Below are 14,900 nucleotides of genomic sequence, written 5' to 3'. Positions count from 1 at the left end.
GTGAGCAAACAAATTGATTGGGCCAACAGCGCGGCACCGCACATGCGGTTGCGATTGGAATTTGGGCTATTCTTCATTGCTGTACCGGTGTTGATCGCGGTGTTTTTCCCGCCCAACTGGATGTTCCCGTCCCTGTTTGGCTTTACGGGGCTAGGCATCGTATTGCTGCATTTCACGCCGGGCTTCGCCTGGGCTGAGCTGCGGTATAACTGGCGCAACTGGTCCTGGGGCGAAGTGGCAGTTTTTGCCGTCGCGATGACGCTGTTTTGCACCGCCCTTGTAATGGCCACAAGGCCCGACGCCGCATTCTTTCTGCTACGCAACCGGCCCGAGTTTCTGATCGTCATCTGGACCTTCTATCCAGTGGTCTCGGCATTGCCACAGGAATTGCTGTTTCGCGTTCTGTTTTGCCCCCGTTACCACGCGATCCTGCCGGATGGCCGTGCCTTTTACCTGCTGAATGCGTCCCTGTTTTCACTGGCTCACCTTATGTATTGGAGCTGGATCGTTGCCATCATGACCTTTGGCGGCGGGCTGCTGTTCACATGGGCCTATCGCAAGCGCGGCTCGTTTTTCTACGCGGTGCTGTTGCACGCGATTGCGGGGAACATCATCTTTGCGGCGGGTCTGGGCATCTATTTCTACTCGGGCAACGTGCAAAGGCCGTTTTGACGGGCTGACCTGCCTTGACTTTCCAAGCCTGACAGGGTGTATCGGCGCGACGAATTCTGCGCCCGAAGGGATATGATCCATGCACGCCTATCGCAGCCACACCTGCGCCGCTCTGACCGCCGCCAATGTCGGTGAAACTGTCCGCCTATCCGGTTGGGTGCATCGTGTCCGAGATCATGGCGGCGTGCTGTTTATCGACCTGCGCGACCATTTCGGCGTAACGCAGGTTCTATGCGATGGTGACAGCGCTGCTTTTGCCGAGTTGGAAAAGGTCCGCTCGGAATGGTGTATCCGCATCGACGGCACCGTCAAAGCGCGCGACGCCGATCTGGTGAACCCGAAACTGCCCACGGGTGAGATCGAGGTTTACGTGCGCGAGTTGGAAGTGCTGGGTGCTGCCGACGAACTGCCGCTGATGGTGTTCGGCGATCAGGAATACCCCGAGGAAACCCGCCTGCGCTATCGCTATCTGGACCTGCGCCGCGAGGCGATGCAGCAGAACATGACCCTGCGCTCGGACGTTGTGGCCTCGATGCGCCGCCGCATGTGGGATCAGGGTTTCCGTGAATATCAGACGCCGATCATCACCGCCTCGTCGCCCGAAGGCGCGCGTGACTTTTTGGTACCCTCGCGCCTGCATCCGGGCAAGTTCTATGCGCTGCCGCAGGCACCGCAGCAATTCAAACAGCTGATCATGGTGTCGGGCTTCGACAAATATTTCCAGATCGCGCCCTGTTTCCGCGATGAAGACCCGCGCGCCGACCGGTCGCCCACCGATTTCTACCAGCTTGACCTTGAGATGTCGTTTGTCGAGCAGCAGGACGTGTTCGATACAATCCAGCCCGTGCTGACAGGCGTGTTCGAGGAATTCGGCGGTGGCCGCAAGGTCGATCAGGAGTGGGCGCAGATCTCCTACAAGGACGCGGCGCTGTGGTATGGCAGCGATAAGCCCGACCTGCGGAACCCGATTAAAATGCAAGTGGTCTCCGACCACTTCCGCGGGTCTGGCTTTGCGATTTTCGCAAAGCTGTTGGAGCAGGAGGGCACCGAAATTCGCGCCATCCCAGCGCCGACTGGCGGTAGCCGCAAGTTCTGTGACCGTATGAACGCCTTTGCCCAGAAAGAGGGCTTGCCGGGGATGGGTTACATCTTCTGGCGCGATCAGGGCGAAGGGATGGAGGCCGCTGGCCCTCTGGCCAAGAACATCGGCCCCGAACGCACCGAAGCGATCCGTCAGCAACTGGGTCTGGGCGTCGGCGATGCAGCATTCTTCCTCGGCGGCAAGCCGAAAGCCTTTGAAAAGGTTGCAGGCAAGGCCCGTGATGTGATTGGCGACGAACTTGGCCTCACCGAAAAGGACCGCTTTGCCTTTGCCTGGATCGTCGATTTCCCGATCTATGAGCAGGACGAAGAAACCGGCGTGATAGACTTTGAACACAACCCGTTCTCGATGCCGCAGGGCGGGATGGAAGCGCTGAACGGCAACCCTCTGGACGTGCGCGGGTATCAATACGATCTGGCCTGTAACGGGTACGAGCTGGTCTCGGGCGCGATCCGGAATCACAAGCCCGAGATCATGCTGAAAGCCTTTGAACTGGCTGGCTATGGCGCGGATGAAGTGAAATCCCGCTTTGGTGCGCTGTTCAATGCGTTCCACTATGGCGCGCCGCCGCACGGTGGTTGTGCTGCGGGCATCGACCGGATCGTGATGCTGCTGGCAGATGAGGCCAACATCCGCGAGGTTATGATGTTCCCGATGAACCAGCGCGCCGAAGACCTGATGATGGACGCGCCCTCTGACCCTACGTCGGATCAGTTGATGGAACTGGGTCTGCGGATCATCCCTCAGGAGTAAGAAGCAGCCCGTCGCCGACCGTGTGGCGGGTTGACGTCCGAACTTACCATAGAACTGTTGCTACAGCCGCCCGGTCCTCTTGACCGGGTCGGTCAACTGGTCCCGTGCCAGCCTTATCTTTCGTGCTGCTGCGCGTGTTTGCAGGTACATCCAAAGACACAAGACGGTGGCTGTCACGAAATAGGCAACGGCCATTCAGATCGCCTCACGCTGTTCAAGCCGGGACTGTACGATCCCGGCCACCTGCGCAGCCAACGCGGTGACTGGGGTTCCTTCGGCCCGGGATGTGGCAAGTTTCCGGGCTGCGTCGGCAAGCACCGCGTCATCCGCGTCCTGAGCGACACCGCGCAGGAACTGGGCCGCATAATCCAGCGTGCGGTGATCGTTCGGGCCAGCAAGGACATCGGCGATATGGGCCATGTCATCCTGATAGGCCATCGGGTCCGGGATGATCACCTCATCCCGAACGGCGTGGAGGCTGTTTGGGCGGCGGTCTCGCGGTAAGCGTTCCAAAATCGAGGTTTGGAAATAAGCTAGCGAATTTAGCGGCTTTGCCAAAAAGCCGTCAGCGCCCGCTTCCAATGCTGTGCTTTGGGTGCGATCATCCCCCGACATTCCCAGAATGGCACCGATGCGCGGGGTCGCTTCTACCAGTTCGGCAATCAATTCGGCCCCGGACCCGTCGGGTAGCCCCATGTCCACAAGGATGACGGACGGCCGGTAGATTTGCAGGTGCCGTCTGGCCGACTTCAGACAATCCGCCCGACGAATACGCGCGCCGGAATGCAGGCACATCAGCCGGATAGCGTCGCAGGCGTAACGGCTGTCCTCGACAACCAGGATTGTTTGACCCAGCAGAGGCCGCGTGGCGGTCGGCTGCGCGGGAGAGGCAAGGTGGCTCGAATCGTCCATGGCAGAACTCCTAATCAGCAGATGCCTCACGCTAGGAACTTCTGGCTAACACCACGTTAACGGCAATTTGGCGCACTTGTTCTTTGGCCGAACTGCCCTCATAAACCGCTGCAACGCAGAACATAGGAGAGTTCCATGATTGGTCGCCTGAACCACGTTGCCATTGCCGTACCGGACCTTGAGGCCGCGTCCGAACAGTATCGCGCCGCACTGGGGGCCAAAGTTGGCGCACCGCAGGACGAACCCGATCACGGTGTAACGGTCGTGTTCATCGAGCTGCCAAACACCAAGATCGAACTTCTTTACCCATTGGGCGAAGACAGCCCGATCAATGGGTTTCTGGAAAAGAACCCCGCAGGCGGCATCCACCATGTCTGCTATGAGGTCGAAGATATCATCGCCGCGCGCGACCACCTGAAGGAAACCGGCGCGCGGGTACTGGGCTCGGGTGAGCCCAAGATTGGTGCGCATGGCAAGCCGGTGCTGTTTCTGCACCCCAAGGACTTTAACGGCTGTCTGGTCGAACTAGAACAGGTCTAACCCAAGCGAGGCTGTCATGACGATCACTGCTGCACTGGTTCTGTTCGCCGTTATCTGGTTCATGACGCTGTTGGTCGTGCTGCCGGTCCGCATCAAGACGCAGGGCGATCTCGGTGAGATCGTTCCGGGCACACACGCGGGTGCCCCAGAAGTGCATCACATGAAGAAAAAGCTGTGGATCACCACCGGTGTCTCGGTGGTGCTCTGGGCGATCATCGCGGGGATCATCATCTCAGGCGTAATCTCGGTGCGCGACTTTGATTGGTTGAACCAGTTGGAGCCGCGCAACTGATCCTCAGGTAGACAGCTTGTGATAGATATGGGTGAATGTGGCGGCTCCGATAATCGGGATCACCAGGTTCACCAGCGGTACTGACAAGGGGATCGCCATCAGCGTCCCCGCCATCCAAATCGTAGCCGAGTGTTTTGCGCGCAATTTGCGCGCGCCGTCGCGCCCAATCCGGCGCATGGCGGCCAGAGTGAAGTATTCACGCCCCAACAAGAACCCGTTCATGGCCCAAAAGATAAACGGGGCCAACGGCGTGAAGATGGCGTAAAGGACCAGCGCCAGAAGGTTGGCAACAATCAGCACGCCCATAAAGCTGATCGCATCGCGCAGCCCTTCGCTGAACGGAATGCCGGGAACAGAGGGCAGGGCCGGATAGTGTTTATCTTCGACCGCCTGCGCGACCTCTTCCAGAAACATTGAGATAATGGCCGAGGCGACCGGCATCATCAGGAAAACCGGAAGAACCAGAACCACAAAAATACCCGAATAGTTTAGCACGTCGTTTAACCACGGGACGGCCCCGATCCATGGCAACGAAATCTCACCACGGGCCAACCAGTTGATCAGCCAGATCGCCGCCGCGCAGGCCGCAATCAACAGGACGATCGTCAGACCAACACCGCGAAACAGGACCGAGCGAAACTTGGGGTCTCCGATCTGACCCAATGCCGCAAAAAAAGAGTTCAGGATCATCATTCTGAAACCCATTCTGTCAGCGCCTCAATATCAGGGCGGGGGCGTTCAGGCGGGGCAACACCTTCGGTTGCGATATGGACCAGGCCCGCCACGCGCTCATTATCTGCAAGCCCAAATGCGGCGCGGCAAAAATCCGGATCATGAGTTTGCCAGCCCGACAGCCAGTTTGCCCCCCAGCCCGACGCAAGTGCGGCGTTCAAAAGCCCCAGACACACGGCACCCGCCGAATAGGTTTGTTCAATCGCCGGAATTTTTTCTGAAGGCTTCTGTACCTCGATCACGGCAACCGCCAGATGGCCCAATTCGAACTGGCTGCGCGCCTTAATGATGTCCTCGGGTGACTTGCCCAAGGCCACGCCCCGGTCGTGCGTCAGCTTGGACAATCGCGGCATTGCTCCCTTCTCGATCACGATGAATCGCCATGGCTCCAGCTTGCCGTGATCCGGGCAGCGCGCGGCGGCGGTCAAAAGCGGCTGCAATTGTTCACGGGTCGGGGCAGGGGCGATCAGAGTTTTGGCAGGCCGGGACCGGCGCGATTGTAGAAACTCCAAGGCGGCCGGATTTTTCAAGGACATATGTTAACTTCCTTTACATGGGCAGTGTCTATCTGGTCGAACACCTGGCGGGTTTCAAGTGGAACCGGCTTGGTTTCCCAGATCAATTTCATTCAATTGCCGGCCGTGCAAGAATGTTCGCGAATTGGAGGATGGAATGGCTAGACCAAAACCGCGCGACTTGCCGGACTTAACCCGACTGGCCAAGCCGGGTGCTAGGTTTGAGGCTAAAGTCATCCCCAAATCCACGTCGGACCGAATGACGTTTGAAAATGGGCCCATCCGCATTCACGTCACAGCTTTTCCTGAGAATGGCAAAGCAAATCAGGCGGTGAGCCGCATTCATGCGTCTGCGTTGGGGGTTGCGCCGTCCCAATTTTTGCTGGCGCGCGGACATGCGGCGCGGGACAAGGTATTTGTCTACGAACCCTGACCTGGCGTTTCGTGGATTTGATAGACCCCTTCGGGTAAGTCCAACGCCGCCGCCAGATCCCGGACCTGTTCTGGGGACAAAGTAATCTTCTGTACCTTGTCCGTGCGCGGGTCCAATTGCTCTAGCGTCACGCATTCAGCGAAATTATTGATGACCACATCCTCTTGCAGAGGCTTTGCGCCTTCGTCCACCAGAGTGATCACCGTCGAGTCGAATTCATGCTCAATCGAAAACATGATCCAACAGTGAAGGGCGGCGAACCGCATTGCAACCCGTTCAATCGCATTCAGGCTGTGGCGGTCCCTAACGTCCCGCGCTATGGTCCGAAAAACGGCATGACCGTTTCAAAGGATGATCCATGCGCCGTCTGACTTTACTGTTGCTTCCCCTGATGCTGACGGCCTGCGTTGCCGACACTTTGCGTGTTCAGCCAGCGGAAGAGTGGCAACAGGACAGGGACGATTTTCAGGTTGAGGCTGCGACCTTTCAGGAGATCAGCCGACAGATTGGGCAACAGGCCAGATCAGAATGCCTCAGGCGTGGGAATGTCTCCAATTGCGATTTCACGATTGTGGTTGATCTGAACCCGCGGGCCCCGGCCAATGCTTTTCAGACGCTGGACGAAGACAATCAACCGGTCATCATCTTTACCCGTTCCATGATCGAATCTGCGCAAAACGCTGATGAATTGGCTTTTGTCATGGGGCATGAGGCCGCGCATCACATCCTAAGACATATTCCGCGCCAAACCGTAAACGCCCGGGAAAGTGCCGAGATTTTTGGCGAACTGGCTAGATTAGGTGGGGCAGACGGGGCCGGAGTTGAAAAGGCTCAGAAATTGGGAGCTCAGGTCGGTGCACAGGTTTACATCAAGGATTTCGAGCTGGAAGCAGATCAATTGGGCACGGTCATAACGTATAAGGCCGGGTACAACCCTTTGATCGGTGCCAAGTATTTTGACCGCTTGCCTGACCCGGATGACAGTTTTCTGGGAACACATCCACCCAACGAGCAACGTGTTCAGATCGTTGTGGAAACCGCAAGACAGCTTGGGCTTTCGCAATGACCGCAATTGAATGCATGGGCGTGATCCTGACGGATCGCGGATCGAAATACGCTGTGTCCGGCGCGCCTGTGGCTACGCGCGATGATGTGGACGCCGTCCTGCAAGAGCTGAAATCTGACAAGAGCTATGCCAAGGCCACCCACAACACTTGGGCCGCAGTTCTGCCCACCGGCGCACTAAAGGCCGACGATGGCGAAAGTGGTGCGGGTATGGTGATTCTGCGGATGATGGAGCGTGCCGAACTGGAAGGTCATGTGATCATCGTCACGCGCTGGTATGGCGGCAAGAAACTGGGCGGAGACCGCTTTCGTCGCGTGCAGGACGCCACGCGCGCCTATCTCGATCATATCGCGTCGCCCTCTTGACCTGAGTCAAAGGTCTGCGGTTCGGCATCGGCTATCCTGACCTAAACGCGTCAGGGAAAGGATGTCGAATGCGCAGCCGAGAAACGCTTAGGCGGCACGCCGGTCTGGTGGACAACATGGCGACGAAAATCGGTGTTGACCTGGAAGCAGCCGCGCTTGGCGGCGAAATCTCGATCGACCAGATTTCGGAATCTGTTCTTCGATGCAGTGGGTGCCCAAACCCGGATCATTGCGAAAGCCTGATGCAGCGGTCCGAGGGGCTGGAAAAGACGCCAGAATATTGTCGGAACTCTGACTTATTCGCCAAGTTGATCCCAGAAGCGAACAAGTGATGCAACGGTTGGGTCACATTATGACTCATCTGCGTCTTGTTCTGCGCATGGGACAGGCAACCGGTACGGATGTCGTTGCCGCACACCGGCAGGGGCGGCTGTCCCAGCGGGACTGGGCCAAGATGGTGCGCTCTTGTCAGGGGTGCACGTGGGCCGCCAAGTGTCCCGATTGGCTGGATAAAACTGACGGTGTAGTACAGCCCCCCAATACATGTCCCAATCACAAGCGATTTGAGGTACTAAAGGCGCAGCAGTCGAAGGGTAGCTGACGATGCAGGATGTTCTGGGCGACATTGAAAAGCACTTCTGGCTGACCCGGTCCGTTGCCAGAAGTCTTGACGTCTCACTGACCGAGGCGATCGCAGACAAACAGATCTCCCCCACTTTGTACGCCGAAATGGTCACCCGCTGCCGCGCATCTCAGTGCACTGAGCGGTGCATGGCGTGGCTGGCAGAACGTCAGACCACAGCAAAGTCGGCGCCGAAGTTCTGCGCCAACGCTGATATCCTCAACTCCCTGAAAAAGTAGTCAGAGCTTGGAATGTGAACCGTCGCACAGCGGCGGATTTGCGCTGTGTTTGCAGCCGCAGAAAAACACTTTCTTGCTTGCGTCCGCGTTGAATTTCACTGGCTCGATGCCTGTATCCTTGTGTGAGCCATCGCAAAACGGCTGCCGCTTGGATTGGCCGCACGCACACCAGAAATAGGTTTTACCCTCGGTTACCTCGACAGGATATGGGGCTTTTTGTGCGAAAATTGGCGCTTCTGACATATGGCTACTCCGTGGTTTGCGAAAGGCGTTTCCCAACTGTAGGGCGCTTTTGGCAAAACTGTAGGGGTGACCATCTATGCCGACCAGACAGCATGGTTTTGCCGCTTTCACATTTTCGTGATTGATTTTGTTGCAAAAAACCCTTGAAGGGCGTAGTTTTAGGACGGCCCCGAATTTCAGGGCAATACTAGAAAATTGATAGAGGAACGACGGACATGAAAATTAAATTCGCTGCCGTTAGCGCAATTGCCCTGATTCTGGCTGCATGCTCGCAGCAAGAAGAGCCTACACCAGTCTACATCACACCTGAGTATGACAAGTTCGGCACGCCGAGCTGCCCGGCAGGTACTGAACTGGCAACAACCGAAGCCGGACAGACCGTTTGTAACCCTGTCGCACAATAAGAATTTTGCAGGTGGCCCATGTTCGGGCCACCTGCACCCGACGTTCAACCGCCTTTCCGGGCGGTTTTTTCTTGCCTAGTCGCCTTCCATCAGGTTTCTGTCGGCTCTGTCTGAAAGCAGAGGGCCCATGAAAAATTTCTTTGTTCGTCTGAAAGACCGCACGCGTTGGAGCTGGCAGGGTTTGGCCGCGACGTGGAAGGAAGAGTATTCGTTTCGCGCTTGGGCATGGTCCAACCTCGTTTCTATTGTGCTGGCCCTTTTCTTGCCCCTGTCCGACGGTCTGCGTGCGCTTATTATTGTGTTGGGCGTCTTGGTGATGGTGGCAGAGCTGTTCAATACGGCGGTTGAACGCGCAGTGGACCATACTTCAACGGATCACAATGTATTGGCGGGACAGGCGAAAGACGCGGCAAGTGCCGCTGTTGCGCTGACGGCTCTTGCCGCAGGCGTGGCGTGGATTATCGGGCTTGTCAGCCTGTTCTGAAGTCAGATTTCGGCCACGGTTACCGACGCCGAATGCCATAGTTTTGCGGAATGTAATAGGGTGAAGACAAACGGTTGAAGGGGCTGTGGACCGAGTAGTGATACCGCTTTGCTGGTTTGTGGTAATACCGTTTTGACTTGGCTTTGTAGCGATGGCCTTTGTGGTAATGCGCCTTGGGTTTTCCCGTGTATTCAATCCCTGTCGCACTGGATTTGTGACCATGCACCGAAGGCTTGTTCTTGCGTTGATACACCTTCGGGGCGGCATAGTGCCTATGGACCTGATGCTTACTGCGAAGGTGCAGACTGACCGAGTCGGACCCGATGAAAATGAATCCGCCTGTTCCTTTGCTATCTGCGACAACGGGCATGGCGCAAAGCTGGGCGATGAAGGTAAGCGCGAACACCTTCGGGGCAAAGCCGTTAAAACTGGACAAGGGACCCTCCTGGCGACAAAGCAGGTTGCCCTGTCATGATCCACCATATGCGCGCAAAACGCCAATAAACTTGTTTCACGCACCAACGACTTGGGGTGAGCAGATCAGACCAGCTTGCCCCATAGGTCGTATTCGCCAGCCTCGTCCACTTCGACGGAAACGATATCGCCGGGTTTCAGGCTTTCGAAGACCTCGTCGATGAATAGGTTGCCGTCGATTTCCGGTGCATCGGCTTTTGTACGGCAGGTGGCAGCCTCGTCATCCACCTCGTCCACGATCACGTCGAGTGTCTGACCCACTTTGGCGGCCAGCTTTGCCTCGGATATCGCCTGCGCCTTTTCCATGAAGCGTTCCCAGCGGTCCTGTTTGACGTCGGCTGGAACGTGATCCGGCAAATCGTTCGACCGTGCGCCATCAACGTTTTCGTATTGAAAGCAGCCAACGCGATCCAACTGTGCCTCGTCCATCCAATCCAGAAGGGTTTGGAACTCGACCTCGGTTTCGCCTGGATAACCGACGATAAAGGTCGAGCGCAGGGTGATATCGGGGCAGGTGGCGCGCCATGCGGCGATCTCGTCTAGCGTCTTGGCGGCTGCTGCCGGGCGTGCCATGCGTTTCAGAACGTCGGGGTGGGCGTGTTGGAACGGAATGTCCAAATAAGGTAGCACGCTGCAGCCCGCATCAGCCATCAGCGGAATCAACTCGCGCACATGCGGGTAGGGATAGACGTAGTGCAAGCGCACCCACGCATCGAACTGCCCCAACTCACGTGCCAGATCGGTGATGTGGCTGCGTACCTCGCGGTCTTTCCACGGGTTCACGTCATATTTGCGATCCAGCCCATAGGCCGAGGTGTCCTGCGAGATCACCAACAGCTCTCGCACGCCGTTGTCGACCAGCTTTTCCGCCTCGCGCAGGACAGCATGAGCCGGGCGGCTGGCCAGCTTGCCGCGCATATCTGGGATGATGCAGAACTTGCACTTGTGGTTACAGCCTTCCGAGATTTTCAAATAGCTGTAATGGCGCGGGGTCAGTTGCACGCTTGCCGCAGGCAGCAGATCAACGAACGGGTCGGGGTCGGGCGGCACCGCCTGATGCACGGCATCCAGCACCTGTTCATATTGATGCGGGCCAGTGACGGCCATGATGCGGGGGTGATGTTTACGGATGTAATCCGGCTCGGCCCCCAGGCATCCCGTGACGATGACCTTGCCATTCTCAACCAGCGCTTCACCGATGGCGTCCAACGATTCCGCCTTGGCACTGTCCAGAAACCCGCAGGTGTTCACGATCACGGCATCCGCCCCTGAATAATCGGGCGAAATCCCGTACCCCTCGGCCCGCAAGCGGGTCAAGATGCGTTCACTATCCACCAAGGCCTTGGGGCAGCCCAAAGAGACCATGCCGATTGTTGGCTGGTTTGAACGGGGCGTATCGGTGATCCGGGCGGCAGGCGCCAGGTCGGGGCGGAGGTTCGGCGGGTTCGTTGTCATGGCGCGCCATATAGTGGGGAACGCTTCCCCTTGCAAATGGCCGCTGGGCTTTGAATGATATTTTCAACGCATGCCAGATAAGCGGAGAGCAGAAAAATGAAGTGGCTGTTGCGCATCGTCTTCCTTCTTGTGGTCGTTATCGGGCTGGTGATCGGAGCATTGTTGATGATGCCCGGTGACAAGCTTGCGGCCATCCTGACCGAGCAGGTGCGCGGCCAGACGGGGCGGAATTTGAAACTGTCCGGCGATGTAAACCTGTCGTTCTGGCCGGTCTTGGGCATGGAAACTGGCCCCGTGACATTCAGTAACGCGTCTTGGGCCGGACCAGAGCCCATGCTGAGCGCCGACAGCATGGCGGTTGGCGTGGATGCTGCGGCGTTGATCTCGGGGGATCTGAGGATACGTCGGATCATCGCGGAAAACCCGACGCTGCGGCTTGAACTGTCCGAAGGGCGCGGCAACTGGCAATTTGACCGGGCCGCACCTGTATCCTCTGGCAACGCTGTCAGTGCCCCATCTCAAAGTACGACGGGTACGGTAACACTGGACTTTCTGGAACTGACCAACGCACGTCTTGTTTATGTAAAAAACAACGCGGTGAAGTTCGACTTTGCCAATGTGGATCTTTCCGCGAACTGGCCTGACGTGACTGCCCCGCTATTTGTCGAGGCCAAGATGGTTGTCCCCGGCGGCAAGGTCGAGGTTGAACTGAAAATTCCGGACTTGCCTGCCTACGCCACAGGCGTCGCGGCGCCGCTGGAACTGCTCTTGCGCGCACCGGGCGGAGAAGTGGATTTCGATGGCCTGGTGAACCTTGCCGGAGAGATGGACGGCAAGCTGCATGTCAAAGCGCAAGACACCGAAAGGATGCTGGCCGCTTTTGGGCAGGCTGGCGTTGGCGTACCGCTTGGTCTGGGGCGGAAAGCCGAAGTCGCGGGCCATATGACCTATACCAGCGAGGGACGTATCTCGCTGCGAGAAATGGTGGCGCAACTGGACGACAACCGGCTGACCGGAGAAGCGGATATCGTGATCTCGGACCCTCCGCAGATTACGGCACGGCTGAACGGCGGGGATCTTGATCTTTCACGTTTTAACGCGCCTTCAGGCGAAGGAGGTGACGGCGGCGGATCGGCGGCGGTTACGGCCGCAGAAGGGTGGTCGACCACACCAATTGACGCCTCTGCCCTTGCTTTGGCCAATGGAAAAATCCGGCTGACGGCCAATTCGATCGCTGTGCCTGAGCTAACTCTGGGGCCAAGTGACCTGACGCTGAACCTCGATCGTTCAAGAGCGGTGCTTCAAATGAATCCCGTCACGCTGTTTTCCGGAAAACTGACCGGTCAGGTCGTGGCAAATAACAGAAACGGTTTGTCGGTTGGCGGTAATCTTCAGGCTGAGGGCATCGACCTCCAATCCGCTTTGTCCACTTTGGCGGATGTCACACGACTATCTGGTACCGGCTCTGGATCGTTCGAGTGTCTGGGGGTGGGTCAGACCGAAGATCAGATCATGCGCTCCCTCAGTGGCAAGGGTCGGCTTGATGTCGGCAGGGGCGTAATCTCGGGCATTGATCTGGATCGGATAATGGGGCGCGGAGACGGCAGTGGCGGTGCGACGGTGTTCAACAGTCTGACGGCCAGCTTCACCATTGATCAAGGGGTTCTCAGGAATGAGGACCTGCTGATGTCGCTGGACAACTTCAGGGCAGACGGCAAGGGCACGGTTGGTATAGGCGCCCGCAATATCGACTATCTTTTCACGCCGACTGCCTTGAGGGCCAACTCGGGGCAAGGGTTGTCGGTACCAGTCAGAATCGTGGGACCGTGGAGCAACCCATCGATTCAACCGGACCTGAGCAAAGTGATCGAGGCCGCTGCAGAGGGAAAGATCAAGGAATCGGAAGGCGACGCCAAACAGCAAGTCCTTGATAAGGTCGAGGATGAATTGGGTACCGCCGTCACGGACAGCGAAAGCCTTGAAAAGGCGGTAAAGAAGAAGCTGGAAGAGGAAGCCAAGAAAGGGCTTTTGAAACTGCTGGGTGCAGATTGATGGGCTGGGGCGTTATCTACGCCCCAGCCCTACGATAAAATCAGATAGTTTGATCGTAGTCGCCAACGCCGGGTTCGGTGCGAATAACGGCGTCAATATCAGCGAAGATTGCGCGCATTTCGTCTTCGCTTTCGCTGCTTTCGCAAACGACAACCAGATTAGGTGTGTTTGACGATGCGCGCACCAGACCCCAACTGCCATTGTCCAGAATGACCCGCGCACCGTTGACGGTCACGACTTCTTTGATTGCGCGGCCAGCAAACGTCTCGCCCGCTTCGGACTTGGCGACCAGCTTTTCGACCAACCGCTTGAGAATGTCATATTTCTCGGTATCCGCCGCATAGGGGGACATGGTCGGCGTTGACCAGGTCTTCGGCAGGGCCTTTCGCAGATCCGACATGCTTTGATTTGGGTTGCGGTCCATCAGCTTGCAAATCTCGACCGCCACGCGCATTCCGCAGTCATATCCGCGCCCGATGGGCTCGGCCAAGAAGTAATGACCCGACTTCTCGAACCCGGCCAACGCGTTGATTTCCTTGACCCGGCGCTTCATGTGGCTGTGGCCGGTTTTCCAGTAATCTGCCTTAACCCCAAGGGCCTGCAACTCTGGATCGCTGGCGAATAGGCCGGTCGACTTCACATCGGCCACAAAAGTTGAGTTGGGGTAAAGCTTCGCCAGATCGCGCGCCATGATGACACCGACCTTATCGGCGAAGATCTCTTCACCCTCATCATCGACAACGCCACACCGGTCGCCATCACCGTCAAACCCCAGAGCCATATCCGCGCCGCTGGATTTCACGGTATCGGCCATGTCATGCAACATCTCCATGGCTTCGGGGTTGGGGTTATAGTTGGGGAAGGTGTAATCCAGACGATTGTGGCTGGGGACCACTTCGACGCCCATCCGCTCAAATATCTCGGGCGCAAAGGCCGAGGCGGTGCCGTTCCCGGTCGCACAGACCACTTTCAGCGGGCGTGACATTTTGAAATCACCGACCAGATCGTCGATATACGCTTCTTTCACACCATCAACGAATTCATACGAGCCACCTTCATGCGCCACACCGTCGCCGTTCAGGACGATATCGCGCAGTTCTGACATCTCGTCCGGGCCGTGGGTCAGGGGACGGTCAAAGCCCATCTTCACTCCAGTCCAGCCGTTCGGGTTGTGGCTGGCAGTGACCATCGCGACCGCAGGTACGTCCAGATGGAACTGTGCGAAATAAGCCATCGGGCTAAGTGCAGGGCCGATATCCTTGACCTGAATCCCCGCCTGCATCAGGCCCAGAATCAACGCGTTTTTGATGGCCAGCGAATAATCACGATAGTCGTTGCCCACCGCGATCACAGGTTCGATCCCGCGTTTGCGCATTTGGGTGCCCAGACCCAGACCCAGCGCGGTCATGCCGGGCAGGTTGATCTCTTCGGGATATTTCCAACGGGCGTCATATTCGCGAAACCCGGTGGGTTTGATCATCGCGTCGCGCAGAAAGCTCCAGGTGTTTGGGGTCACCTCGGGGATGGGTTTGTTCATTCTATAGC

At 57.5% G+C, this 14,900-nt stretch carries 22 protein-coding genes; 13 read left to right on the top strand and 9 right to left on the bottom strand.

Annotated elements, in window-relative coordinates:
- Together ACT2B1_RS14365 and aspS are read left to right on the top strand one after the other, a co-directional pair.
- Positions 1–672: a CPBP family intramembrane glutamic endopeptidase gene (locus ACT2B1_RS14365; protein ID WP_481667994.1), complete on the top strand. Its 672-nt coding sequence runs from the start codon at positions 1–3 to the stop codon at positions 670–672.
- Positions 673–751: 79 nt separating this feature from the next.
- The gene (gene aspS / locus ACT2B1_RS14360; RefSeq protein WP_171120305.1) at positions 752–2,527 is read left to right on the top strand and encodes an aspartate--tRNA ligase; all 1,776 of its coding nucleotides are present in this window, start codon (positions 752–754) and stop codon (positions 2,525–2,527) included.
- A gap of 60 nt (positions 2,528–2,587) precedes the next feature.
- Here aspS and ACT2B1_RS14355 read toward each other — a convergent pair whose 3' ends face one another.
- Together ACT2B1_RS14355 and ACT2B1_RS14350 are read right to left on the bottom strand one after the other, a co-directional pair.
- Positions 2,588–2,722, bottom strand: a complete 135-nt coding sequence (locus tag ACT2B1_RS14355; protein ID WP_256368353.1) for a hypothetical protein — start codon at positions 2,720–2,722, stop codon at positions 2,588–2,590.
- Positions 2,723–3,439 carry a response regulator gene (locus ACT2B1_RS14350; RefSeq protein ID WP_481667993.1) on the bottom strand — a complete coding sequence of 239 codons (717 nt, stop codon included), beginning with the start codon at positions 3,437–3,439 and terminating at the stop codon, positions 2,723–2,725.
- Positions 3,440–3,574: 135 nt separating this feature from the next.
- Between ACT2B1_RS14350 and mce the strand changes: the two genes are divergently transcribed.
- Complete coding sequence (gene mce, locus ACT2B1_RS14345; protein ID WP_171122272.1) at positions 3,575–3,979, top strand: methylmalonyl-CoA epimerase; 405 nt, start codon at positions 3,575–3,577, stop codon at positions 3,977–3,979.
- Between the two features lie 16 nt (positions 3,980–3,995).
- Positions 3,996–4,271, top strand: a complete 276-nt coding sequence (locus ACT2B1_RS14340; protein ID WP_171120311.1) for a DUF1467 family protein — start codon at positions 3,996–3,998, stop codon at positions 4,269–4,271.
- A 3-nt stretch (positions 4,272–4,274) separates the two neighbouring features.
- Here ACT2B1_RS14340 and ACT2B1_RS14335 read toward each other — a convergent pair whose 3' ends face one another.
- Entirely contained in the window at positions 4,275–4,976 is a 702-nt protein-coding gene (locus ACT2B1_RS14335) for an EI24 domain-containing protein (RefSeq protein ID WP_254449162.1), read from the bottom strand.
- Complete coding sequence (locus ACT2B1_RS14330) at positions 4,961–5,539, bottom strand: nitroreductase family protein (protein WP_171120315.1); 579 nt, start codon at positions 5,537–5,539, stop codon at positions 4,961–4,963. Before ACT2B1_RS14330 ends, ACT2B1_RS14335 begins: the two co-directional genes overlap by 16 nt.
- A gap of 136 nt (positions 5,540–5,675) precedes the next feature.
- Here ACT2B1_RS14330 and ACT2B1_RS14325 point away from each other — a divergent pair, with 136 nt between their 5' ends.
- Complete coding sequence (locus ACT2B1_RS14325) at positions 5,676–5,951, top strand: DUF167 domain-containing protein (RefSeq protein WP_481667992.1); 276 nt, start codon at positions 5,676–5,678, stop codon at positions 5,949–5,951.
- Here the strand turns inward: ACT2B1_RS14325 and ACT2B1_RS14320 are convergent.
- Complete coding sequence (locus tag ACT2B1_RS14320; RefSeq protein WP_171121670.1) at positions 5,939–6,187, bottom strand: hypothetical protein; 249 nt, start codon at positions 6,185–6,187, stop codon at positions 5,939–5,941. The genes ACT2B1_RS14325 and ACT2B1_RS14320 overlap by 13 nt on opposite strands.
- A 122-nt stretch (positions 6,188–6,309) precedes the next feature.
- On the opposite strand from ACT2B1_RS14320, the gene ACT2B1_RS14315 reads away from it, so the two are divergent.
- The 5 genes from ACT2B1_RS14315 (at position 6,310) to ACT2B1_RS14295 (ending at position 8,243) form a co-directional block, all read left to right on the top strand.
- A complete protein-coding gene (locus ACT2B1_RS14315) occupies positions 6,310–7,017 on the top strand; it encodes a M48 family metallopeptidase (RefSeq protein ID WP_171120319.1) in 708 nt (235 codons plus the stop codon).
- A complete protein-coding gene (locus ACT2B1_RS14310; RefSeq protein WP_171120320.1) occupies positions 7,014–7,382 on the top strand; it encodes a YigZ family protein in 369 nt (122 codons plus the stop codon). The genes ACT2B1_RS14315 and ACT2B1_RS14310 overlap by 4 nt, the downstream gene beginning before the upstream one ends.
- 68 nt (positions 7,383–7,450) lie before the next feature.
- A complete protein-coding gene (locus ACT2B1_RS14305) occupies positions 7,451–7,714 on the top strand; it encodes a DUF6455 family protein (protein ID WP_171239621.1) in 264 nt (87 codons plus the stop codon).
- Entirely contained in the window at positions 7,714–7,983 is a 270-nt protein-coding gene (locus ACT2B1_RS14300; RefSeq protein ID WP_371808217.1) for a DUF6455 family protein, read from the top strand. The genes ACT2B1_RS14305 and ACT2B1_RS14300 overlap by 1 nt, the downstream gene beginning before the upstream one ends.
- A gap of 2 nt (positions 7,984–7,985) precedes the next feature.
- Positions 7,986–8,243 (top strand): DUF6455 family protein, encoded by a 258-nt coding sequence (locus ACT2B1_RS14295; RefSeq protein ID WP_171120325.1) that lies wholly within the window; start codon positions 7,986–7,988, stop codon positions 8,241–8,243.
- Here the strand turns inward: ACT2B1_RS14295 and ACT2B1_RS14290 are convergent, their stop codons facing one another.
- On the bottom strand, positions 8,244–8,486 hold the full coding sequence (locus tag ACT2B1_RS14290; protein WP_481667991.1) for a CDGSH iron-sulfur domain-containing protein: 243 nt from the start codon (positions 8,484–8,486) through the stop codon (positions 8,244–8,246).
- A gap of 215 nt (positions 8,487–8,701) precedes the next feature.
- Between ACT2B1_RS14290 and ACT2B1_RS14285 the strand changes: the two genes are divergently transcribed.
- Together ACT2B1_RS14285 and ACT2B1_RS14280 are read left to right on the top strand one after the other, a co-directional pair.
- Positions 8,702–8,890, top strand: a complete 189-nt coding sequence (locus ACT2B1_RS14285) for a hypothetical protein (protein ID WP_171120330.1) — start codon at positions 8,702–8,704, stop codon at positions 8,888–8,890.
- Positions 8,891–9,017: 127 nt separating this feature from the next.
- Positions 9,018–9,374, top strand: a complete 357-nt coding sequence (locus tag ACT2B1_RS14280; protein ID WP_171120333.1) for a diacylglycerol kinase — start codon at positions 9,018–9,020, stop codon at positions 9,372–9,374.
- Positions 9,375–9,393: 19 nt separating this feature from the next.
- Here the strand turns inward: ACT2B1_RS14280 and ACT2B1_RS14275 are convergent, their stop codons facing one another.
- On the bottom strand, positions 9,394–9,810 hold the full coding sequence (locus tag ACT2B1_RS14275) for a hypothetical protein (protein WP_171120335.1): 417 nt from the start codon (positions 9,808–9,810) through the stop codon (positions 9,394–9,396).
- A 104-nt stretch (positions 9,811–9,914) separates the two neighbouring features.
- Complete coding sequence (gene rimO, locus ACT2B1_RS14270) at positions 9,915–11,303, bottom strand: 30S ribosomal protein S12 methylthiotransferase RimO (RefSeq protein ID WP_481667990.1); 1,389 nt, start codon at positions 11,301–11,303, stop codon at positions 9,915–9,917.
- Positions 11,304–11,399: 96 nt separating this feature from the next.
- On the opposite strand from rimO, the gene ACT2B1_RS14265 reads away from it, so the two are divergent.
- Positions 11,400–13,355 carry an AsmA family protein gene (locus tag ACT2B1_RS14265; protein WP_481667989.1) on the top strand — a complete coding sequence of 652 codons (1,956 nt, stop codon included), beginning with the start codon at positions 11,400–11,402 and terminating at the stop codon, positions 13,353–13,355.
- Positions 13,356–13,395: 40 nt separating this feature from the next.
- On the opposite strand, the gene ACT2B1_RS14260 is transcribed toward ACT2B1_RS14265, so the two are convergent.
- Entirely contained in the window at positions 13,396–14,892 is a 1,497-nt protein-coding gene (locus tag ACT2B1_RS14260; protein ID WP_171239626.1) for a phosphomannomutase/phosphoglucomutase, read from the bottom strand.
- Positions 14,893–14,900: the final 8 nt, after the last annotated feature.

The sequence above is a fragment of the Ruegeria sp. S263 genome (assembly GCF_056780525.1).
This window is presented reverse-complemented; position numbering and strand designations above follow the sequence as displayed.